Source organism: Flagellimonas alvinocaridis, from assembly GCF_004916895.1.
In the GTDB taxonomy this organism is placed as follows: Bacteria; Bacteroidota; Bacteroidia; order Flavobacteriales; family Flavobacteriaceae; genus Flagellimonas; species Flagellimonas alvinocaridis.
Map to the genome: position 1 here is coordinate 207007 of NZ_SNTZ01000004.1, position 22771 is coordinate 229777.

23 protein-coding genes are annotated in these 22771 nt (G+C 42.0%); 3 read left to right on the plus strand and 20 right to left on the minus strand.

What is annotated here, in order from left to right:
• Positions 1-8: 8 nt before the first annotated feature.
• From EZV76_RS10490 to rsgA, 5 genes are all read right to left on the minus strand, one after another.
• Positions 9-335: a nucleotide pyrophosphohydrolase gene (locus EZV76_RS10490; RefSeq protein WP_136566499.1), complete on the minus strand. Its 327-nt coding sequence runs from the start codon at positions 333-335 to the stop codon at positions 9-11.
• A gap of 114 nt (positions 336-449) precedes the next feature.
• On the minus strand, positions 450-2390 hold the full coding sequence (locus tag EZV76_RS10495; protein ID WP_136566500.1) for a transglutaminase family protein: 1941 nt from the start codon (positions 2388-2390) through the stop codon (positions 450-452).
• Complete coding sequence (locus tag EZV76_RS10500; RefSeq protein ID WP_136566501.1) at positions 2387-4294, minus strand: DUF3858 domain-containing protein; 1908 nt, start codon at positions 4292-4294, stop codon at positions 2387-2389. The genes EZV76_RS10495 and EZV76_RS10500 overlap by 4 nt, the downstream gene beginning before the upstream one ends.
• Positions 4295-4374: 80 nt before the next feature.
• Positions 4375-4827, minus strand: coding sequence for a D-aminoacyl-tRNA deacylase (dtd, locus tag EZV76_RS10505; protein WP_136566502.1), 453 nt, complete (start codon positions 4825-4827; stop codon positions 4375-4377).
• Positions 4827-5762 (minus strand): ribosome small subunit-dependent GTPase A, encoded by a 936-nt coding sequence (gene rsgA, locus EZV76_RS10510; RefSeq protein ID WP_136566503.1) that lies wholly within the window; start codon positions 5760-5762, stop codon positions 4827-4829. Before rsgA ends, dtd begins: the two co-directional genes overlap by 1 nt.
• A 93-nt stretch (positions 5763-5855) precedes the next feature.
• On the opposite strand from rsgA, the gene EZV76_RS10515 reads away from it, so the two are divergent.
• On the plus strand, positions 5856-6296 hold the full coding sequence (locus tag EZV76_RS10515; RefSeq protein WP_136566504.1) for a hypothetical protein: 441 nt from the start codon (positions 5856-5858) through the stop codon (positions 6294-6296).
• A 78-nt stretch (positions 6297-6374) separates the two neighbouring features.
• Here the strand turns inward: EZV76_RS10515 and EZV76_RS10520 are convergent, their stop codons facing one another.
• Genes EZV76_RS10520 through EZV76_RS10535 form a run of 4 tightly spaced genes read right to left on the minus strand, consistent with a single transcriptional unit; the run spans position 6375 to position 10298 of the window.
• On the minus strand, positions 6375-7457 hold the full coding sequence (locus tag EZV76_RS10520; RefSeq protein ID WP_136566505.1) for a bifunctional 3-deoxy-7-phosphoheptulonate synthase/chorismate mutase type II: 1083 nt from the start codon (positions 7455-7457) through the stop codon (positions 6375-6377).
• Position 7458: 1 nt separating this feature from the next.
• Positions 7459-8325, minus strand: a complete 867-nt coding sequence (locus EZV76_RS10525; protein WP_136566506.1) for a prephenate dehydrogenase — start codon at positions 8323-8325, stop codon at positions 7459-7461.
• 3 nt (positions 8326-8328) lie between these two features.
• Positions 8329-9471 (minus strand): pyridoxal phosphate-dependent aminotransferase, encoded by a 1143-nt coding sequence (locus EZV76_RS10530; RefSeq protein WP_136566507.1) that lies wholly within the window; start codon positions 9469-9471, stop codon positions 8329-8331.
• A complete protein-coding gene (locus tag EZV76_RS10535; RefSeq protein ID WP_136566508.1) occupies positions 9468-10298 on the minus strand; it encodes a prephenate dehydratase in 831 nt (276 codons plus the stop codon). Before EZV76_RS10535 ends, EZV76_RS10530 begins: the two co-directional genes overlap by 4 nt.
• Positions 10299-10672: 374 nt before the next feature.
• On the opposite strand from EZV76_RS10535, the gene gldA reads away from it, so the two are divergent.
• Entirely contained in the window at positions 10673-11566 is an 894-nt protein-coding gene (gene gldA / locus EZV76_RS10540; RefSeq protein ID WP_136566509.1) for a gliding motility-associated ABC transporter ATP-binding subunit GldA, read from the plus strand.
• On the opposite strand, the gene EZV76_RS10545 is transcribed toward gldA, so the two are convergent.
• Genes EZV76_RS10545 through EZV76_RS10565 form a run of 5 tightly spaced genes read right to left on the minus strand, consistent with a single transcriptional unit; the run spans position 11563 to position 13912 of the window.
• Positions 11563-11979, minus strand: coding sequence for a group III truncated hemoglobin (locus EZV76_RS10545; RefSeq protein WP_136566510.1), 417 nt, complete (start codon positions 11977-11979; stop codon positions 11563-11565). The genes gldA and EZV76_RS10545 overlap by 4 nt on opposite strands.
• Before the next feature lie 7 nt (positions 11980-11986).
• The gene (locus EZV76_RS10550; RefSeq protein WP_136566511.1) at positions 11987-12592 is read right to left on the minus strand and encodes a MarR family winged helix-turn-helix transcriptional regulator; all 606 of its coding nucleotides are present in this window, start codon (positions 12590-12592) and stop codon (positions 11987-11989) included.
• Between the two features lie 57 nt (positions 12593-12649).
• The gene (locus EZV76_RS10555; protein WP_313790959.1) at positions 12650-12922 is read right to left on the minus strand and encodes a DUF2024 family protein; all 273 of its coding nucleotides are present in this window, start codon (positions 12920-12922) and stop codon (positions 12650-12652) included.
• Complete coding sequence (locus EZV76_RS10560) at positions 12919-13641, minus strand: hypothetical protein (RefSeq protein ID WP_313790960.1); 723 nt, start codon at positions 13639-13641, stop codon at positions 12919-12921. Before EZV76_RS10560 ends, EZV76_RS10555 begins: the two co-directional genes overlap by 4 nt.
• A gap of 37 nt (positions 13642-13678) precedes the next feature.
• Entirely contained in the window at positions 13679-13912 is a 234-nt protein-coding gene (locus tag EZV76_RS10565; RefSeq protein ID WP_136566513.1) for a thioredoxin domain-containing protein, read from the minus strand.
• Positions 13913-14104: 192 nt separating this feature from the next.
• Here EZV76_RS10565 and EZV76_RS10570 point away from each other — a divergent pair, with 192 nt between their 5' ends.
• Positions 14105-15553: a pyridoxal phosphate-dependent decarboxylase family protein gene (locus EZV76_RS10570; RefSeq protein WP_136566613.1), complete on the plus strand. Its 1449-nt coding sequence runs from the start codon at positions 14105-14107 to the stop codon at positions 15551-15553.
• 4 nt (positions 15554-15557) lie between these two features.
• On the opposite strand, the gene EZV76_RS10575 is transcribed toward EZV76_RS10570, so the two are convergent.
• From EZV76_RS10575 to metF, 6 genes are all read right to left on the minus strand, one after another.
• Positions 15558-17882 carry a TonB-dependent receptor domain-containing protein gene (locus EZV76_RS10575; protein ID WP_161594406.1) on the minus strand — a complete coding sequence of 775 codons (2325 nt, stop codon included), beginning with the start codon at positions 17880-17882 and terminating at the stop codon, positions 15558-15560.
• 65 nt (positions 17883-17947) lie between these two features.
• On the minus strand, positions 17948-18682 hold the full coding sequence (locus tag EZV76_RS17315) for a response regulator transcription factor (protein WP_236640906.1): 735 nt from the start codon (positions 18680-18682) through the stop codon (positions 17948-17950).
• A gap of 22 nt (positions 18683-18704) precedes the next feature.
• Positions 18705-19769, minus strand: coding sequence for a serine hydrolase domain-containing protein (locus EZV76_RS10585; protein ID WP_236640909.1), 1065 nt, complete (start codon positions 19767-19769; stop codon positions 18705-18707).
• Positions 19770-19857: 88 nt separating this feature from the next.
• A complete protein-coding gene (locus EZV76_RS10590; protein ID WP_236640907.1) occupies positions 19858-20664 on the minus strand; it encodes a head GIN domain-containing protein in 807 nt (268 codons plus the stop codon).
• A 2-nt stretch (positions 20665-20666) separates the two neighbouring features.
• Positions 20667-21767, minus strand: coding sequence for an acyloxyacyl hydrolase (locus EZV76_RS10595; protein ID WP_136566516.1), 1101 nt, complete (start codon positions 21765-21767; stop codon positions 20667-20669).
• A 19-nt stretch (positions 21768-21786) separates the two neighbouring features.
• Entirely contained in the window at positions 21787-22740 is a 954-nt protein-coding gene (gene metF / locus EZV76_RS10600; RefSeq protein WP_136566517.1) for a methylenetetrahydrofolate reductase [NAD(P)H], read from the minus strand.
• Between the last annotated feature and the right edge of the window lie 31 nt (positions 22741-22771).

Consider the following 22771-nt stretch of genomic DNA (forward strand, 5'->3'; position numbering starts at 1 on the left):
ACGCAACTTTATTTAAGCTTTTTGTTGTTTTGATGACGATCGTGATCCCGCTTGGTCTTTAACTCCAGTTTTTTATCAAAAGCTTCTTGAAGATCTATTCCAGTTTGGTTGGCCAAGCAAAGTACTACAAAAAGCACGTCGGCCAATTCTTCTCCAAGATCCTTGGCCTTGTCAGATTCTTTTTCGCTCTGTTCCCCATAGCGTCGGGCAATAATCCGGGCCACCTCCCCTACTTCTTCCGTAAGTTGGGCCATATTGGTGAGCTCATTAAAATAACGAACCCCATGGTTCTTGATCCATTCGTCTACGGCTAGTTGGGCGTTCTGTATATTCACAATGATGTTGTTTAGGTTACCAAATATTCTTGCACAAATTTAATACGCTCTGGACTAATCTTGTAATTTTTCCAGCACCAAGTAGCTTTGGTTCTAAATATTTACGTGTTCTAATCAAATTCTTGACAAAACCACCTTCTCCGACTCTTTTTCAACCACTTGCCGATAAAATTCCTTCAGTCCCAAATAATAACTTGGAGGAAAAATAGCTGTATTCATTCTCATTTCCACACGAACATTAATAAAGTTTTGATTAGTGGAAATGTTGTATTTAAATTGCCCCAAATTATCTGGGAGTACCATGGCAAAGGGCTCTGGCAAGTGCTCTACTTTATATCCTTCTGGAATATTTATGGTAATCAAGTATTTATCTTCCCAAGGAAATCCATAATCTATCGGATATTCCCTTTTTTCTGATTTGAACGGATTCTCACCCATGGCAAGGTGAAACATGGGAGAGAGATATAATTTCCCTGAAATGGATTCAAATGCGTCTTCTTTGTAAAAGTTAAAATTCTGCACTATCGGTTTATCCAAATTTAGATTGTTCTGCATATTGTACTCAGAAATTTCAATATCCCCCATTTCTTTTTCCAAATTCCCAAGAAACGATTCCTCTGTTCCTTTGTTATATCGGTTTCTAAAAACAAGTGCGTTGTGATTGGTATACTGTTGCCTACACTTGGCCTCCATAGATCCGTCTTCATTAAGTTCAACCGTCATAGTTATGGCATCCATAGAGCTTTTCTTGGGCATCAGGTCAATTTCTTCAGAATTCCCATTTTCAGAAATCATTCTTCCATACCAATTCAATGTCCTGGTAGGCAATATATCCATGGTACTAAAGGCATTGGTCGCATCAAACAAATGATATTCCCCATTTATTTTGCTGACAGCTATCACGTAGTTATACCCCTGCAGGGTTGGGAAAAGTGGAATACCATTGTCCCGCGTGCTCACCAAGACAGGATATGCAGGAACATTGGCATGGTTGAGCATTGATACCAACATTAGGTTTATGTCGGCACAGTTTCCTGTTCCTTCTTTGTACGCCTTTTTGGTGCCCTCGTCCGAAGTGTATCCCACAAAGGAGTTCCATTTGACCTTCTCCTTAACAAATGCCAATATCCTTTTGGCCTTTTCATGTGGGTCACTTGCTCCCTGCAAGACCATATTTAGTTCTTCTTCAAAATAATTGCTTTTTTTCATTTCGTCTCCAAAAGAACTGTACTCGTAAACTGTCTTTGCCACATCATCCCATGTTTTGGAATAAACATCATAGGTGGATCCGGGGATTTCCAAGGATTTTATCTCAAAAGTAACTCCAGACCTGAAATTGATTATGTTGGATACAAAGCTTTCATTCTTTAAAGCGGGTATATCCTGTAGGTTATAAGAAACCTTTGTCACCTCCATACCCAAGCTTGCATCCCTATTTTGATCTACTTTTGGCGCCAGAAGAAGAAACCCTTTTTGTCTTTGGTTGAACTTAAAATATTCTGGAATTCTCATTTCGGCTTCCAACCTTTTAATGGGAACAAAATGCTGAAATACAAATTCATCTATACTTTGCACAAAAGGCGAAGTTATCTTATATTGATACTCCACAACGGAACCTGCTTTCACGTTGGGCATGGTAAATTTTACTTGGTTCCTGTTTTTGGATTGTTTCGACTTGAAGATGCTCCCTTTATCTAGTTTTGTCTCAATTACTTTATCTCCCTCCAGTGTATAGGTATAGCCTTTTATTGAAGTTGCCTTTTCATCGCTGGCACCGCTCTCATAAAGATTAATTGCCTTTGTGGCATAATCAAATCCGTCAGCATTATAGATTTTTATCCGTTCATGCACCTCCGTCACAAGTTCGAGTCCTATTGCACTATTGTAGGTATAGTAAGATTGCCGCTTTTTTAACAGATAAGCAGCGGGAGCTGAAGTATCTTTGGCATAGGTGGTTTCCAAAAGTTCTTCTTTGGATACTTTTCCAAATTTTAAGTCTTGTCCTTGCATATGGACAGAAACCAAGGCAATCAGTATCGTAAGTATTCGAATCATAAGTCTCTACGTTTTAAAACAATTTTTTGGTTATCTAACTTGGCAACGTTCCTTCTAAAGGATCTATACTTGTTGTAGTCCTCTTTTGGGTAATGTCCTTTTTTTATGAGTAGTTTCCTTTTATACAACAACTCCGTATCACTCTTTTTATGAACCTCTAATTCGTATGTTCCAAATCTGGTTTCTTCGGTATGCTTCTCTGGCAAAAAAGTGAAAGAAAAATTTTGGGGTAACTGAATGATAAATTCATCCTCATCCAAATACCCTCTCTGTATAACAAATGATTGCTTTCTGTTTCGATATCTGGGCGGCACAAAAGAATTGTTGTCCAACGGATTTAAAGTGAGTAAATAATCCTCCCCATTTTTAGAAACAAAATCATGTGCTTTTAGCTGAATTTCTTCAGTAAAAACTACATCTTCTCTATTATTTGCAAAGCTGTAACCTGTTACGCTTAATCCATTGATGTTCCCCCAAAACTTTTTGTAATATTCAATGACATCTTCCTTTTTGTCTCGCTCCAATCCAAAATGATCATCATAGCGCACTCCCATGGTCTCAATTGTAACCTTGGCTTCAAGGGAAAGATCTTCAAGAATTTTATAAGTGGAACGAATTTTCTTAAGGTTTTGCTCATTTAAATAGGACGTGGTAGTTACAATTTCACCACCGTCGGGTTTTACTACCAAAACCTTTCTATCGTCTGTAAAATCGCCTATAAACCCAAAGGGGTGTACCTGGGATGTACAATCTATCCAAAAATATTCTCCTTTGTAAGGGATGGCCACAATAGCATGGTTGCCTTGCGATAGATCGGCAAAACCCTCTTTAAAGTCAACCTTGGTACCTCCAGCCTCAACCACAACATAGTACGATTCTACCCCAACTGCTTTCAGCAAAGCCATTGTATAATTTGAAAGTCCCTTACAATCCCCATATTTCACCCTATCCACCTCAATGGCGCTTATAGGTTGAAAGCCCCCTATTCCAATCTGCACACTAATATATCTGGTATTGTCCTGCATGTACTGGTAGACAATCTTTGCCTTCTCAATATCATCATCCACCCCTTGTACAAGTTCTTTTACTTTTTGTATGGTAGCGTCCTCCAAGTTTGTACGACCTGCTAAAAGCTCTTTTTGTATCCAGAGCCCCAAATCTTTCCAGTTGCCCACCTTGGCATTGAACCCTTTGTAGTGAAAGTTGGGCAATCGAACCGACAATTTAGGACAGATTGCATTAAACGATGGGCTTAGGCTTTCAGCAACCATGGCTGGGATATTTGTCCCAGTATAGCTTATTGTTCCTTGGTTCTCATTCTTTTCAAAAACAATATCGGAAAGATTTTCCTCCTCAATAATGGGTTTTAAATCATTGGAAAGGTAACTGATAGCATAGCTACTTTGCTCTACGCTGATACCATATCCCGATAAAAAATACCATGGAGGCAAAATGCCGGTATCAGAGGTTTCAATCTCATAACTAAATTCCAATGTATATGGGTATTGAACGGGCACATATCTGTAATATAGTAATCTATCGTCCAAATAGAGGGAAAAGCCATCTACTGCGGCTATATCGCTAAAATCTCTGCGCTTGATCCGTTGAATTTCATTCCCCGAGGCATCATAGACCACGGCCTCAATTTTCTTGATTTTCTTCTCCTTATCATAAAATGCTCTTGTTCGAGCAAAGGCGTCACCAGATTTGTTCAGTACCGTAACCACCTGTTTTGCCGAATAGGTCATCTTATCCATAGCATCAATGCGGATATCCATCTCGTCAAGTCGACCCACTGCATTGGCATTCTCCATAAGCTCTTCAGGAATAGTATGATAGCTGTAATTCTGGGAAAATGAAAAATGGACGCTAAGGATCAGGAGACATACTGGAAATATTCGCATTGTAAGATTGGTCGGTTATTTAATAACAGCAATATGACCAATTTCTTACAAAAACAAAAAACTAAATCGACAAAAAACCGCTATTCCCTGTTTTTGGTATCGATAATTATAGTCACAGGACCATCGTTCAAGAGTTCTACTTTCATGTCGGCACCGAAGATACCCGTACCCACTTCCTTACCAAGTTCTTTCTCCATTTTTTCAACAAACTCTTCATAGATTGGAATGGCCACATCGGGTTTTGAAGCTTTAATGTAGGATGGCCTATTTCCTTTTTTGGTCAGGGCGTGCAAGGTAAATTGACTGACCACGATGACATCTCCCCCAACATCCAATACAGACAGGTTCATCACATCGTCCTCATCATTAAAAATACGAAGGTTGGCCACTTTTTTTGACAACCATTCAACATCCTCTTTTCCATCCTCATCTTCAATCCCCAATAGTATCAGAAGGCCTTGGCCAATACTGGATATCTTTTCCCCTTCCACGGTAACACTTGCTTTGGATACTCGCTGTATAACTGCTCTCATTATCTTTCTCTATATGTATCTTCCTCCCCAGTAATCATTTGCACATAGCTCCTATATCTGCTCCAAGCAATTTCATTGTTTTCCAACGCTTCTTTTATAGCGCATTTGGGTTCGTCCATATGAAGGCAATTATTGAACTTGCACTCTGATTTCAACTCAAAGAATTCAGGAAAATAATCCCCTATTTCATCCGGTTCCATATCCACTATACCAAATCCTTTGATTCCTGGAGTATCTATGATCCTAGCACCAAATGACAAATCGTACATTTCAGCAAAAGTGGTGGTATGCTGCCCTTGTAAGTGTTGCTCCGAAATTTCTGCCGTCTTCAAGTGAAGTCCGGGTTCCAAGGCATTTACCAATGTTGACTTTCCTACGCCGGAATGACCCGCGAACATACTCGTCCTATCTATCATCAAATTCTTTACTTGGTCCACGTTCTTCCCTTCCTTGGCAGCAATCTCCAGACATGTATATCCAATCTGCCTATATAGATTCACCAAATAACTTACCTCCACAGTCTCATCATCATCATACACATCCATCTTATTGAACAATAGCACTACGGGGATGTCATATGCTTCAGCAGTGACCAGAAATCGATCTATAAAACTGGTGAAAGTAGTAGGATTGTTCAGCGTGACCAACAAAAAAACTTGGTCAAGATTTGTTGCTATGATGTGGGTCTGCTTGGAAAGTTTTACCGATTTCCGAATGATATAGTTCTTTCTTTCGCCTATCTCAGAAATAACCCCCACTGCTTCATCCCCAATGTTTTCCAAAGAAAATGTAACCTGGTCACCTACGGCAATAGGATTGGTACTTTTTATGCCTTGAGTACGGAACTTACCCTTTATTCTACATTCGTGAAAAAGACCATCCTCCGCCTTCACGGTGTACCAACTTCCAGTGGATTTATAGACAGTTCCTTTCACTATTTGTTCATATTTCTCTGCAAAGAAACAATAATCCTTGTTCTTGTACGTATATCTTTGTTTACAGTTTTAACAATCAATAACGTAACCATTATGAAAAAAATCTTTTTTACCGCTGCGATTGCCCTTGCTTCGTTATTCTCCATGAATGCCCAAGAATACAAGGTAATCACCAGTGTAGAATCCATCGTACCCAATGGTTTGGGTAGATCTAGAATCATCAATGCCCTTGAGGATAAGGATTATAGGGAATACACCAGTGTACAAACGGAAGAGGACAACACTAGGAACAAATCGGATAGAAGTGATATCCGTGTAAAGAATTTTGAGGAGACCAAATTATTGAACTTCTACAACCTAGGTGGTATCCGTTTCCAGAACATTGCCGCCAATGATGCCATGATCACTTCCATGATCAATGATATGATTGCCAATGGATGGGAGCTTGCTTTTGTAGTAAGTGGTGTGGAAAGTGAAGGAGGAAAAGGCGATGGCCAAGGTATCTTCATTACCCGATACATCTTTAGGAAATAATTCCCAAGAACTATTCCTTTAAAGAAAAGGCCCAACAAATGTTGGGCCTTTTTCATATTCATTTGTACACTTTTCACCTTAAGAATTGATAATCTTCTCTTGGTGATTAATGGATTCTTGGTGAATGGCCTTGAACATTCTCAACACAAACTCCTCGCTCAATCCACGTTGCTCGCCTTCCAAGATCATATTGCCCAAAATGGCATTCCAACGGTTGCTTTGCAATACAGCAACGTTTTTCTGCTTTTTTAATTCGCCAATACCATCGGATACCTTCATACGCTTACCCAAAAGGTCAATCAATTGATTATCCAATATATCTATTTGCGCTCTCAGGTTGCTCAAATTATTGTTGTACTCTGCCTCCTCATCGGTTTCTTTTCTGATGCGCAAGTCTTTCATGATTTGTATCAATGTTTTGGGTGTTACCTGCTGAGCTGCATCACTCCATGCATTGTCTGGATCACAATGGGTCTCAATGATCAACCCATCAAAATTCAAATCCAAAGCGGTTTGCGATACATCAAAAATCATATCCCGCTTACCTGTAATATGGCTAGGGTCGTTAATGATGGGCAAATCTGGAAACTTGGTCTGTAGTTCTATTGCCAACTGCCATTCCGGAATGTTTCGGTACTTGGTTTTTTCGTAGGTTGAAAATCCACGGTGGATTACCCCCAACTTTTTAATATCCGCAGAGTATAAACGCTCTACAGCTCCCAACCAAAGTGAAAGATCAGGGTTTACAGGATTTTTCACCAATACAATCTTATCGGTTCCTTTGAGGGCATCTGCAATCTCCTGTACAATGAACGGACTCACGGTAGATCGTGCTCCTATCCAAAGCAGGTCAATGTCATGTTCCAAGGCCAAGTCCACATGGGCTTTGTTGGCCACTTCGGTAGCCGTTTTTAAACCCGTTTCCTCCTTTACTTTTTGCAACCACTTGAGGCCAATGGCACCTACGCCCTCAAAATTTCCGGGCCGGGTTCTTGGTTTCCAAATACCGGAACGAAAGTAGTTTACATCCGTATCCTTAAGCTCATGTGCTATCTTAAGCACCTGCTCTTCGGTTTCGGCACTGCAGGGTCCTGCAATGACCAAGGGATGCGACAGGTTCATGTCATCCAACCATTTCCTCATTTGCTTACTGTTTTCCATACTATGTTCTGTTTTTTGTGAGTGGAATTCCTTTTAATATTTGTTTTATCTTATTCGTATCGCTCATCTCTGTATACACCTTATCATAATCTTGGTCCAACAGAAGTTGTTTAAAATTTTCAAGGTTTTGGATGTACTCCTCCAAAGTTTCGACCACATTGTCCCTATTCTGCTCAAAAATGGGGGTCCACATGTCCGGGGAACTTTTGGCCAAACGCACCGTGCTCTCAAAACCACTTCCCGCCATGTCAAAAATATCGCGTTCGTTCTTTTCTTTCTCAATTACCGTTTTTCCCAACATAAATGAGCTGATATGTGACAAATGCGATACATAGGCAATATGCTTGTCATGGGCCTCTGGATTCATGTACCGAATGCGCATTTGCATCTTTTGAAAAATGTCCAATGCCTTTTCCTGAAGCTTGAAGGCCGTTTTTTCAACCTCACATATAATATTGGTCTTTCCTTCGTACAAACCATTTATAGCTGCGGAAGGTCCAGAAAATTCCGTTCCCGCAATGGGGTGGCATGCCATATAATTTCTCCGCTTGGGGTGTTCCGCCACCGATTCGCAAATCAAGCGTTTGGTGGATCCCGCATCCATAACAACCGTTTCATCCCCCACAACATCCAAAATCTTGGGCAATTCATGTACCAAAGCGTTCACAGGAATGCTCACATAGACCACATCGGCCAAGGCCAAAACCCCATAATCCCCTTTTTCATCTATAAGGTTCAGTTCCAAGGCCTCATCCAAATGGGAATCGCTTTTATCAATCCCAATAATATGGGCCTCTGGAAACAATTGCTTTACATCTTTGGCAAAAGAACCTCCGATCAACCCTATTCCTATGACGACTACGTTCATTTCTTAAAATCTTTCTATGGCTTCTTTGATTTTTTCCTCTTTCACACAAAGCGAAAAACGGATATATCCCTCTCCATTGCTCCCAAATATGGTACCTGGAGCAATAAAGATGTTTTTGTCATACAACACTTCATCCACAAATGCTTCCGAAGATGGAGCGCCTTCCGGTAGTTTGCACCACACGAACATACCCACTGCGTCTTCGCTATATTTACAACCCAATTTATCCGCTAGTTGGAACATGAGCTTTCGTCTCTTGGTATATACCTTGTCCAATTCCGCGAACCATTCCGGACCACTCTGCAATGCCGCTATGGCCCCTTTTTGAATACCGTAGAACATACCGGAGTCCATATTGCTCTTTACTTTGAGCACCGCATTGATGTTCTCCGGACTTCCCAACACCATTCCTACTCGCCACCCGGCCATATTGAATGTTTTGCTCAAACTGTTCAGTTCCAAAGTGCAATCCAAGGCCCCTTCTATGGATAAAATACTGGTGGGGTTGCTGGACAACACAAAACTGTAAGGATTGTCATTGACCAATAAAATATCTTTCGCCTTGGCAAAATCAACCAAGGATGTCAATTGTTCCAAAGTGGCCGTTGCCCCTGTGGGCATGTGTGGATAACTTACCCACATCAGCTTTACTTTGGACAAATCTTCCTTGGAAAGTGCCTCTAGGTCTGGAAACCAACCATTCTCTTCGGAAAGATTGTAGGTTCTTGGAACGGCTTCCACCAATCGGGTCACCGAACCATAGGTAGGGTATCCCGGATTGGGCAAGAGCACCTCATCGCCCACATTCAAGAATGCCATACTAATATGCATGATCCCTTCCTTGGAGCCCATCAAAGGCAAAACCCCATTGGCTGAATCTATACGTACCCCAAATTTTTGCTGATAGAACGCTGCAATGGCAGCCCTCAGTTCTGGCAAGCCTTGATAACTTTGGTATTGGTGCGCACCAGCGTCTGTTATGGAATCCCTTAAAGTGGTCAACACCTCTGGTGATGGAGCCAAATCAGGACTTCCAATACCCATGTTTATAATAGGCTTGCCCTGGGCCATAAGTTCCCGTACCTCTCTTAATTTTCTTGAGAAGTAGTATTCCTGAACACTATTCAGTCTATTTGCGGTGATCATATCAACAATGCATTTTTATATTCGCCCAAGACCCTAAAATCTTCGGACATGATATCCAACAACGACTTTGCCTTGGCAAAGTGCCCATACTTCTCAAAAGTGACATCCACAAAAAAAGCGTACTTCCATGGGGTCTCAATGACCGGAAGGGATTGGATCTTGGTGAGGTTGAGGTTACAATCACTCATAACGTTCAACACCGTGGCCAAACTTCCTCTTTTATGGTCGGTAATGAACCGTAGCGAAGCCTTATTGATTTCCTCTTTGGGCAAGACTTTGTTTTTCTTTTTCAAGATGATAAAACGGGTAGCGTTATTTTTAATCGTCTGGATTTCAGATGCAATAATGTCCAAACCGTAAAGTTCAGCGGCCATCTTGGGTGCTATTGCAGCAATATGGGTCAATTGGTTTTCCTTGATCCGTTTTGCGGTTTCCGCCGTATCCACACTTTCCACCAGTTTTATTTGGGGGTACTCCTTAAAAAACTCCTTGCACTGCAATAAAGCCATCGGATGCGAGTGTACTTCATTGATATCTTCCATGGAACCACCTTTGAGTACCATAAGATTATGGTGTATGCTCAGATAGTGTTCTCCAATAATGTGCATATTGTTGTGGTACACCAAATTATAATTTGGTATGATGGACCCTGCTATGGAATTTTCTATGGCCATAACCCCTTTGTCCGCTGTACCATCTTGTAAATGGTCAATTATTGCATCAAAGGATAAACATTCCAATAATTCAATGTCGTCTCCAAAAAAATCCTTGGCTACCTGATGGTGGTTGGACCCCTTAATTCCCTGAATGGCTACTTTTAAACCCATGGCAAAAAAAAAGCCCCGATTTTATCGGGACTTTATCATGTTAATATACTTTAAGCGTATCTACAATAGTCCCGTTCCTCCTTGAAAAAAGAAGTAAAAATAAAAACGGTTCCAGAAATACGTCGTTGTCATTCGTGATAAATATGCAGCTAATATAGGCATTCAAACCAAAACGAACAGCAAAGCTTCATTTTTTTTCGATTTTTGCCGAAAAACCATTTTTTGTTGCATTTCGATTTAAAAAAAGCTTCATTTTTTGACAAATTCTATTTTTTCCCGTTTGGGCGGATTGTACAAAACTGGCTTCAAAAAAAGCCTACTACATCTTATGGAAACGTCTAAAGATGTATTTTTGAGACTTAAATAACGTAAGCATGTCCATCACTGTTCAGAACGTTTCCAAAAGCTTTGGCCCGCAAAAAGCCTTGAACAATGTTTCCTTCTCCATTCAAAAAGGAGAGATTGTAGGGTTCTTGGGACCAAACGGTGCGGGAAAATCCACAATGATGCGCATCTTGACCACTTATTATAAACCAGACAGCGGAAATGCAGAAGTAAACGGTTTCGATATACTGAAATCGGAAACCGATGTACAGAAAAGCATAGGATACCTTCCCGAGCACAATCCACTCTATCTGGAAATGTATGTAAAGGAGTACCTATCCTTTAATGCCGATGTATACCACGTATCCAAGAATAAGGTACAGGAAGTTATTGAACAAACAGGATTGGGCCCTGAAGCCCACAAAAAAATTGGTCAGCTTTCCAAAGGATACCGTCAACGTGTGGGACTGGCAGCTGCATTGCTCCATAACCCTGAGGTATTGATTTTGGACGAACCTACTACTGGCCTTGATCCCAATCAATTGATAGAGATTCGAAAACTGATTCGGGAAATTGGAAAAGAAAAGACCATTCTCCTGTCTACCCATATCATGAAAGAGGTAGAAGCGGTTTGTGATCGGGTCATCATTATCAACAAAGGTAAACTTGTTGCGGATAAGAAGTTGGAGGAGCTGCGCACATCAGAGGAGCAAATTATCGAAGTTGAGTTTGATTTTCGGGTAGAGGAACAATTGCTTATGCAGCTGCCGAATGTTTCCAATGTCATGAATGTAGGAGGTTTTGTTTATGAAATCAGTTTTAACACCTCAACCGATATGCGTCCTGCGGTATTTGATTTTGCCCACGACAATCAATTAAAAACCTTGCAACTTAGCCGAAAGAACAAAAATCTGGAAAGTCTGTTCACCGAACTTACCCGCTAATCTTTGGATTGATTGAGTACACCGTCCCTTTTTCGCTGTTCAAAAATGGTGATGAACATACGAACACTGATGTTTCTGGCCCGCTGCTTGGCCTTCTCCGCATTTGGACCAATAAAATACGTATCCAAAGTAGCTATCCAATGGCGTAGCCATATTCCAAAATGATAATCGGTTATGGAATACCCCTTTTCCTTATCCAACTCAGCATGCACCAACAAGGGGTTCCCTTTATATTTTTGGACAAAGAATAAATTGGTTTCCCAAAAATCGGTCAGTTTTTCCATGTGTTCGGGCCAGTCCGTAATGGTAGTATTAAAAAAATGTCCTATCTCGGCATCGGCGCGAACTTTCTCATAGAAACGGTGTACCAATTTTGAAACATCCTCCCTGTTTTCAATATCTTGTTTTCGCATAGGTGATCTAAGCTTTTTCTTGGAATTCATCACAATCCAAGCGGATATCGGAATGCCTTAACTTTCTTTCCAGTAAGCGACAATAGTGACCGGTGCCATCTTTTGTATAAAATTTACAGGCAAAACAAGTTCGTTGCACCGTTAGGATTCCCTGCTGGTTCAACTGATAAATAAGGTTGCCCAAGGTCTTGAACAGCGTTTCCTTTTCACCGTTGGATACGCTCTCCAATTGCGATGCCAAGGGGTTGGCAAAATCTTCGGTTTGCGCTACCATTTGCTTTCCCTTGTCCGACAAGAAAATGGAGTAACTCCTACTATCTTCAGAAGAGTGGTCCTTTGTGATAAGACCTTTTCTTTCCAAAACTTTAATGGCATCGCTAATAGTTGGCTTTGTTACATTGAATTCCTTGGCCAAAAAACTAACATTGTTGTAGCCTGTTTTGTGATAGGCCACAAAAATCAGGATTTGAATTTGAATGGGGCTAAGCCCCAAACTTTTGGCTTTTTCCCATAACAATACTTTAAAAGCTTGGGAAATGCGCTCTAGGCCTGCCACAATTTTGCTGGAAACATCTTGCTGCTGCTGTTTTGTATCAAAAATACTTTTCTTCATAAAAAACAATGCCTGCCAAAGGCTTTTCGACAGGCAAAGTTAGCAATCCTAATTAAATTAGGTGCAATTTTCCATTTCAATAATATAATATCCTTTTTCTTGGATTTTCAAGGCCACTTCATCTGGCACAGCTTGTATATGGCAAAACCTACATTCTTCAGTGGATAATTGTCCTGTCCCGAAAGGTTTGGTTTCTAAATACTCCCTACCATAGGAAAAAATGGTAATGGTATCCTGCAACGTACTGGGCACTAAAATATCAAAGTGCATGGTATTCCCATCCATACGATGTACATAGGTATCCCAAACAGAAACTTTCATGGTATTCATCTAACAGAATAAGGTAGTGACAAGTCCCCACTGGCAACACTAAAAACTTGATACACCCCCAGCATGGGCTTGTTATCAATGCTCGTGTTCACCTTCATGAAAGCGGCTACACCATCATACTTAAAATCCGTTCTATTGTTCATACGATATTTGGGTACTACAACCTTAATGGTTTGCCGTTTAGTGATCACAGGATATCCTGGTGAATCCATATACATAGGCATTCCGGGATTGGTTGGAGGCAGTACTACAGTTTCATCCGCTTTTTTGAACTGTTTTACCGACAACCCTCCCGGTACACGTTTGTCCTCAGTCAAAATTACCCAATGGGGATGCCAAACAATACCATCATTGGTATAATTGGCATCATTGTTTTCGTCCCAGAGAGGCGTGTCGTCAAAATCTGGATGCGATGTTAGGGCCAAAGCCACAATCCCATCTGTATTTCCAAAACCAACATCCGTGGATTTCAAACTTGTGGGAAAAACATAACCTAAAACGGGTGCACCATCCAACTGTCCGTTTGGCACGGGCACCGTATTACCTGCTTGACCTTTGACCATTACTTCCCATACTAGGACACCCAAATCTGGGTCATGGGAAATTTGTACGGACTGGATAGCAAAATCATCGGTATCATAATTGCTTTCTTGAGCAATGGAATCATGGATAAAACCACAAACTGCAATACCAAGTATAATCGTTCGAAACATTTTCATTTTTATAAATTTAGGATTCCTAACTATTAAATTCAGACTAAGACTTTACATCTTCCATAGAAGCTCCAAAGTTGATATGTAATACATGCCCGTTGGGCGTCACCAAAGCAGGAACCGATTTAACACCAAAATCCTCAGCCACTGGAATTTGGTCTTTTTCTTCACCTAAATGAACGATATGCAGGTTTTCAATTCCCACTAAATCAAGGATTTCACTTTCAGCTCCTACACATACAGGGCAGCCTGCATGATAAAAAATTGCTTTACTCATTTTATTTATTTTAAGTTGTAGCACTATTGCTATACAAATATAGTTAGGATTCCTTATAATAAAAATTATAACTCTATTTTTTTGCTTTTCATCCGACCAATAATATATGGCCACACAGGTAAACCACCCCCTTTGAAACTAGCTTCCACAACAAAATATGGTACTTTTACGGTTGGAAACAAAAGCAACCTCATGAAGAAGAATCGTTCCCAACTGGAACTTACGAAAGAAGAAATGACCTCCTATGGCTATCAGATTATTGATGCCATAGTGGAGCACCATGATACCCAAAAGGAAAAATTACCCGTAGCCTTGGGATCAAGGGAAGAAATGGACTCCCTCTTTTTAGAAGAAGCACCCGAAATGGGCACCGAACCTACCGAAGTACTTGATTTTGTATTGGAAAAGGTCATGACGAAGAGCACACTCATGTCGCACCCCAAATCATATTCCTTTGTTCCCGGTCCCAGCAACTATATCAGCGCCATGGCCGATGCCCTTGCCACGGGATACAACATTTTCTCTGGGGGATGGGCAGCTTCCCCGGCCGCAGCGGAGTTGGAAATCGTTACCATTCAATGGTTGCTGAAGATTTTTGGCTTTCCGAAGAAAAAAGGAGGCGGTATTTTCACCAGTGGGGGCTCCATGGCCAATCTAACTGCCCTGACCACTGCCCGAAGAATCAAATGTGGGGATGATTTTTCCAAAGCGATCATTTATCTCTCGGACCAAGCCCATTCCTCCAATATCAAGGCCATTCGCGTATTGGGGTTCAAAAAAGAACAGATCCGCATCATCCCCACAGATAGTGAGTTTAAATTTTCGGTAAACAAACTCAAGAACTGTATTGCCAAAGACCGATTGGAAGGTCTTATGCCCTTCTGCCTAATCGCCACTTCGGGGACTACCAATACGGGTACGGTAGACCCCCTTTCCGAGTTGGCGGCCATCTGTAAAAAGGAAGATATCTGGTTTCATATCGATGGCGCTTACGGCGCAGCGGCTATCTTATCAAAAACAGGAAAATCTTTGATGAAGGGCATCGAAAAAGCAGATTCGCTTACTGTAGATCCCCACAAATGGTTTTATCAACCCTATGAAATGGGCTGTTTATTGGTCCGCAACCACAAATATCTGAGCCACACCTTTACCGAAAAGCCTGAATACTTGAGGGACATTGAGGGGAACACGTCTGAAATCAACTTTTACGATCACGGTATCCAGTTGACCCGAAGGTTTAGGGCACTCAAGTTTTACATGTCTCTAAAGACCTTTGGTCTCAAAGAATTCCGGAATGCCATCACCTATAACATTGAGCTTGCCGAGGCCACAGAGGGTATTTTACGCAAGAGCAAACGTTGGGAAGTAGTTTTTCCGGCTACTTTGGCCGTCATCAATTTTAGGTACAATCCCATTTCCAAAAGGTATACCGACAAGGAACTGGATGGCATCAACCAGTACATTTCTGAAAAAGTGGTGTCCTCCAGAAAGGCTTTACTGGTCACCACCATCCTCCACGGACAGGTGGTATTGCGGATGTGTTTGATCAACCCCAGAACCACCTTGGATGATGTAAAGGAAACCCTGGAACTCTGTGGAGGCTTTGCTACAGAAATAGAGGAAAAATTGGCAAAAGGATAGAGTTTTAGTTGATCCTATCCAGATTCTCATCCACATCCTTGTTTTTAAATGTATTGGATGCAGTTCCTCCAAAGCTATATTTTAGGGCCACTGCCATTTCGCGCCCGTCTGCGTAATAGGTTCCATGGGCCTCCACTCCGTTGATGGAATAGCTTTCCCCATAGTTCATGGCTTTGGTTATATCGTTGAACCGCAGGGCACATTGCAGTTTTTCAAATAAAGTGGTGGTCACAGAGGCATTCAGCACTACCATCCCATTTCTTTCAATGATACCCTCTTTTCGTTGGGTCAAAGCATACCCTCCTACAGAAACGATGGTATCTTTCATTACTCTCAACTGTTGATCGGTGTAGACGTATAGATAGGGTTTGGCCTTGGCGAACATCGCAGATGAATCCTTGATTTTGTTGTAGGTCATGCTCACTGAATTGGTCGAAGACCAAATTTTATGGAAAAATGGCACTGTCAATCCAAGATAATACCCCGATTCCTCATCCAGGTTATTCTCGGCCAGCAAGGCAGCCGAATCATTTTCTTTGTACCCTATCATAAAATATCTGGGGTTCTTATTCGTGTAGATACCCCCGAAGACGGACGTCTTCCCTATCTGAAGATTTGTGGAAATTTCATTGGTAATCGTAGGTATCAAATCCACATTGTTCCCTGCTTCCAAAAAGGGGTTTATGAACACCCTCACGGAACTGGTTCGGGAAAAATTGGGCCGATTGATGTTTCTGGAGTAGTTTAACGAAAGAGTTTTGGTACTGTCTATGGTAAAATTCAAGCCCACTTTGGGAAAAACCCGGGTATTTTCACGTTCAACCAAAGGTTGCAGGTCCTTTTCAAGCTGGCCCTCAACTTGATTATACTCCACCCTGGCTCCCAGATTGAACTTGAACTTCTCCCCAAAACTTGATGCCGCATTTGCATAAATGGCATAAAGACTTTCTTTATAATCGTAGTTGGTAACGTTCTCATTGGCTGATTCAGGTTGATCAATCTGACTGAACGCATCAGCTTTGGCCTCGTTCCAGCTTGTCCCGAAATCCAATTGCAAATTTTCGGAAATCACCTGTTCAAAATCCAAACGGGCCGCCAAGGATTCAATTTTATAATCCTGGTTTCTGGTTTGGTCCAGTACCAAGCCTTCATCATTGTAGTCGTTTGCAATATCCGTTAGCAGCTTTTGATCAAAAGAGGAATATTGGATTCCCGTAAAAAGGTTCAAGTTTTCAGTAAGCCTTTTGTTGAAATTGAAGTTGGCACTAAAATAATCCCTCCGGTTATCATTCTCCGTTTCAGACGTGATTTCATTAGTCTCACCCCCACTTTGAAGAACCGTGTTGGTTTCAAAACCCGCATCATCGGTTTGACGGCGAAAAATGGTATTCAAAGAAATATAGTCGTTGGTGTTGATGGGATAATAGAATCCCAGTCCACTATTGATTTGCATCCTCTTGTTATCCGGGATGAGCACCAAATAATCGGAACGGATATTCTCCGCAGGAATGACAAATGCAAAGGTATTACTCTCCCATTGGCCAATGGTATTGTAATTAAGATTTCCCCGAAGGTTCCATTTTCCGTTGGAATGATTCCCATTGGTGCTGATATAGTTGTTGGTGTTTTGTCTGAAAGAAAGTGTTTCACCCAACGTTACTGTGGTGCCTTTGTCATTATTTTTCCTAAGCTGAATCAAAATCACCGCCCGCCCCTCAGCTTCATACTTTGGCGAAGGATTGTTGATAAGCTCGATACTTTCAATGGAGTCTACCGATAAGGCAGCAAACTCCCCAAAACTAATTCTTTGATTGCCCAGATAGATTAAGGGTGTTCCTTTCATAAGGACCGAAATGGACTCCCTATTTGGTGAAACCTGAACATTGGGGAGTTTCATCAATACCTCCAGAGGGTCTACCATGGCTGAAAAAACAGGATTCTGTACATCAATCTTAAAATTTCCATTGGTGTTGGTAATCGGATTCTTGGATGCCACCACTTCGACATTTTCCAGGTCGGTGGTCTCTTCCTCCAGTTGAATTACCACTTCCAACGAACCATGGAGCGCATATTCATTGGAGAATGTGGTATATCCCAAGGCGGAGATTTCCAATAGGTATTCGCCCTTGGGCACCTCTTTAAAAGCAAAATTTCCCTGTACCAATGTAGTATAGGATACCAACTCCCTAGTTTCGGGAACCAAGAGCAACACATCCCCGATGTCCACCGGGACCTTGTTCCTATCCAAAACCTTTCCCTTTAGAGAAATCTGTTCTTGCCCTTGTAAAAATTGCACCCCAAGAAGCACCCACCAAATTGCATGTTTCAATACCATCTGTTTTTGAGACAAAAAAAGCTTGCAAAAGATTTGATGTAAAGAATTTGGGGTACGGTTTAGGTGCTAGTACCCGTACTATTTTTTAGAAGTTCCTGCCTTCCGGTGACATTGAGCTTGCCATAGATACTGGTAATATGGCTTTTAACGGTGCTCAAGCTTATAAATAGCTCGTTGGCAATTTCTTTATTGCTCTTTCCCTGCACAATAAGACCATGTACCAAAGTCTCCTGCTTGCTCAATTGGGGAGTGGCCCCTTTTTTCCGCTTCGAATACTGGAACCACATGGCCAAACCTAGAAAAAGTACCAGTAAAGCAAGACCCATATTCAGCCCTCTACTCCACTGTAACTCCCGCCCAAGGGCATCCTGATTCAGGTAAGCCAATTTCTCTTCAAGGAAACGGTATTCCAATGGCGCGATATCACTTTCCTTAAAATCCGTAAGCAACGAGGTGTAGTATGCTATATTTTCAGCAATATCCCTGTCCAAAAGATTCTTTTGGTCCAGAACCTTGATGGCGACCAGTTTCACCTTTAAAATATTCAGGGAATCCCGGGCATATCCTGCCAATTGGCTTTCTTTTTCCTTGGTCGATAAGGTGGAAGCCTCCAACTGATCCTCAAAATATTTGAACTTTTTCCATTCTTGGGTGCTTAAGCCATCAGAAAGGCTATCTTTTTCAACCTCAATCTGTTCCAAGGAAAACTTTGACTCATTGGCATAGGAAGAAGAAATCGCCAAAAGCAAAAAAGCTCCGGTGAACAGGCGTATAAATTTCAAGATCCTTCTCATTTGGAATAAATTTCAGCAAAAATCATAAGCTTCGCAAATCCAAAATGGCTGTAATGGCATCATCCAAAGTCTGCTGCACCTTGGGATCGGTACAATTGATCAACACAGAAACTACCACTTTGTCATTAGGATATACGTAAAAGTTAGTATATGCCCCAACGCTGCTTCCCACATGGCCCACAAAGGGTCTACCTTGGGCGTCTTGGCTCACTTGGAAGCCCAAACCATAGTAGGTGGACTCTCCATTGACTTCTTGTGCGGTCAAGAGCATATCATAGGTTTCCTTTTGAAGTAGTTTTTGGTCCAGAATGGCTTGTCCCAATCGAGCTACATCCTCGCTAGTAGATAAATACCCTCCACCGGCCAACTTATAGAAATTATCCACCTCAACGGCCTTTTTAAAACACAAAGCAGTCTTGGTATACCATTGGGCCGAAGTATCAGTGTCGCCTGTTTTTGGAGGGAATGTATGCAGCATCCCCAGCGGATGCAGTACTTTTTGTTCCACATAATCCTCAAAGGGCATACCGCAAGCCCCTTGCATGGCCAAAGAGAGCAATACAAAGTCAAAACTATTGTACAGATACCCCTTTCCCGGCTCAAAGACCAAGGGATCATCCTGAAACACACTAATGCTATCCTTAATTCCAAAAGGCCGGTTCAGGGCATATTCCTTTCCGCGATAGCCACGAATACCCGCCGTATGACTTGCCAATTGGCGCAAGGTGAAATCATACTTTTTCCTTGGAAAATAAGGTACGTAGGTATAGAACGAATCGTCCAAATTCAGAATTCCCTCCTCCACCATCTTGCCCAAAGCCAATCCGGTAATGCATTTGGAAATACTGGCAATACGAAACAAAGTATTCTTGGGGTCTACCAAAGTTTTCTGTTCCATACGGGCATAACCATATCCCTTCTGGAGTATGGGACTGCCGTTTTCAAGAATGGTAACGGCCATACCGGGAATTTTCCCTTCCACAGCCAAGTTGTGAAAGAGTGCATCCGCTCTTTCCCATCCTTGGAGCCCCTCAATGGATTTGACCTTGGGGCCTGAATAGAATAGTTTTTTTAAATACGTGAACACAGACTTCAAAGGTCTAGGTTTGATACTTTCGAAAGTAATGAGAAATTAGGTGGCATCCATGGATTTTCCCATAAGTTGAAGCCAAATATCAATCCTTGAAGATCAATCGACCATTGAAGAGTTCCTCCACCTCAATCTCTGGAGGGTGGTTTACACTGATCACATCACCTGTCCCACTAATTGTCCCACTGATGCGTTGTTGTGGGTTGACAAAAACATCATTTGAGCCTCTATGGTTAAGGCTTACACGTTGAGCTACAAGGTTCTCCGCTTCTATTCTCGAGTCCCCAGCGGCAATGGTTACATTAAAATCAGTGGTAGTCCCTACCAACTTAAAATAGGCAATGCCATTTACCACAATGCTGACCCTTTCGGCATCCAACTGCAGATCAAAGGAACCATCCGTGGTCTCGGTTTCCGGATTATTGAAACTTTCGGTAATCAAGGATAGGTTTGGATATTGCAAGAGTCCATCACTGGAAATCAAGAGTCCCGTACTGCTCCGTATTTCAGTAATATTGGGCGATGTTACATAAACGGTGGTCAAACCATACTTTCGAACATAATTGCAGCTGTTTTCGTTTCGTACAATGAGTCGATTGTCCTTGACCTCTACTGATACATCACTCTGAAGGAACTCCCCCGTTTCAATTTCAACACGTTGTTCCTCACCTTGTTTGAGCACCACATTGAGATTTTCAAAAACCGTAATGGTACTGAATTCGGGCAGATCCACGGTCAAACGGACCGTATCCCCTGCATTTTGAAAACAATCGGGCACATTGTCCCCATTGCAGGAAAGCAACAACAGTAGAAGTAGCGCAACGCAAGACCTCTCGACTGCGCTCGAGGTGACATTCTTGCTTCTTTTATATCTTCTCGCAATTTCCATCATCCCTATAATCTAATCCCGATTCCAAATTCCACTGCTTCTGCCTTTGCCCCGTGCGATTTTAAGGTCACGGCACCAAATAGCTTGTCTCCAAAGTACCGTTTTAACCCTACACGATTGTATACCTGACCTTCAAAATCGAAGGGATAATATACATAGTATCCCAATTGGGCCACTACGCTCATTTTGTTGATAAAGAGTTCATGACCTACAAATACACCCACACGCTTGAAATCGGTATCCGGGGCCACATCCATTTCGGGAAAGGAAGTGGATTGAAACCGAATCAATTCCTTCAAAAAGTTGGAAAAGAACACATCTGTTCCCAGTTGCAGGGCACTTTTGTTGCCCAACCGCTTATCAGCATAGGCGGACAAAATCCAAAAGCCATACTGTCCCGAGTTGATTACATCACTCTCGTTCACACCACCGCGCAGTACAAAATTATATCGGATGGGCTCAACAATCTTCTCTTGAGGTCTTGGTTCTTGAAACTCAAAGGTTTCACCACCATCCAAATCATAGGTGAGTCCAAAATTCAGAGCCATGGTATTGGTAGAGGTATTGGGCGCCTTAAAATTGGCGTTGGAATAATGGATTAGGGAAATCCCTGCTTTGAATCCCAGTCCGGCCAATAGATTTTCTTTGTGATAATTGAACATGACCATGGTGGAACTCAACAAATGGCTTCCGTAGGCATTGTTCCTAAAATTTGCGGCCTTGTCATATGGGTTGGTGTTATAGGCCACCCCTTGCCCTATCCGAAATTGTAGGTTTCTCCTTAAAAAATAGAAATTGTAGTGGGCATACAACCCAAAGTGCTTGCCCAAGGTAGGATTGTTCATGTCCTGATACACAAACGAAAAGCCCGTATCAGGATACCCTAAACTGGCCTCCCAATCCTCATGTCCAAAACGTTTTCGGTTGAATCCCAAAATAATCCCTCCGGGATGGGCCGTAATCAAATGTGAAATATCCGGGTTGTGCAATAAAATGGAACCATAGAACTGACTGGCGTCCAGCACATACTTCTTGGGAGTCTCCCCTTTTTGGGAAAATCCAAAATAACCACAGAAAACAATAACCAAAAAAAGTAGGTGCCTCATGGGCCGCTAAAGTAGGAAATTAAAATACCTCCTTGGCAACTGCCTTGATATTATCCGATTTCCCCATAGAATAATAGTGCAAAACTGGCACTCCCGCTTCCTTGAGTTCCTTGGATTGTTGAATACACCATTCCACACCCACTTGGCGCACGTCTTTGTTGGTCTTGCAGGCATCCACGGCATCCACCAAATCCTGCGGAATGTCCACCCGAAACACTTGGGGCAACAATTGCAAGTGCCTTTTGACGGCAATGGGCTTAATTCCAGGAATAATGGGCACATTGATTCCCATCTCCCGCGCCGCCTCCACAAAGGCAAAGAATTTTTGATTGTCAAAAAACATTTGTGTCACCACATAATCTGCGCCCAAGTCCACTTTTTCCTTCAATCGCCTCAAATCCGATTGCAAGGAAGGGGCTTCCATGTGTTTTTCCGGATACCCGGCCACTCCAATACAGAAACTGGCACAGTCATCGGTTTCTATGACCTCGTGCAAATAGTTTCCACCGTTGATGTCATGAATCTGCTTTACCAACTCTGACGCATATTGATGGCCTCCCCGTGTTGGGGCAAAATACTTTTCCTCCTTCATGGCGTCACCTCGTAGCGCCATCACATTTTCTATTCCCAAATAATGACAGTCCACCAATAGGTATTCGGTCTCCTCTTTGGTAAAACCTCCACAAAGCACATGGGGTACGGTATCCACATCATATTTGTGTTTGATGGATGCACAGATGCCCAAAGTCCCGGGACGCATCCGGGTCAGTTTTTTATCGAGCAGCCCATCGCGGTCAATGTATACGTACTCCTCCCGCGAGGTGGTCACATCAATGAACGGAGGTTTGAACTCCATCAAGGGATCAATGTTATCGTACAGCTCCTGAATGCTCTTCCCTTTTACCGGAGGGATGATCTCAAAACTAAAAAGGGTTTTCCCTTTTGCCTTTTTAATATGGTCGGTTACTTTCATTGAAATTAGTTGTCTGTTTTTTGTTGTTTGT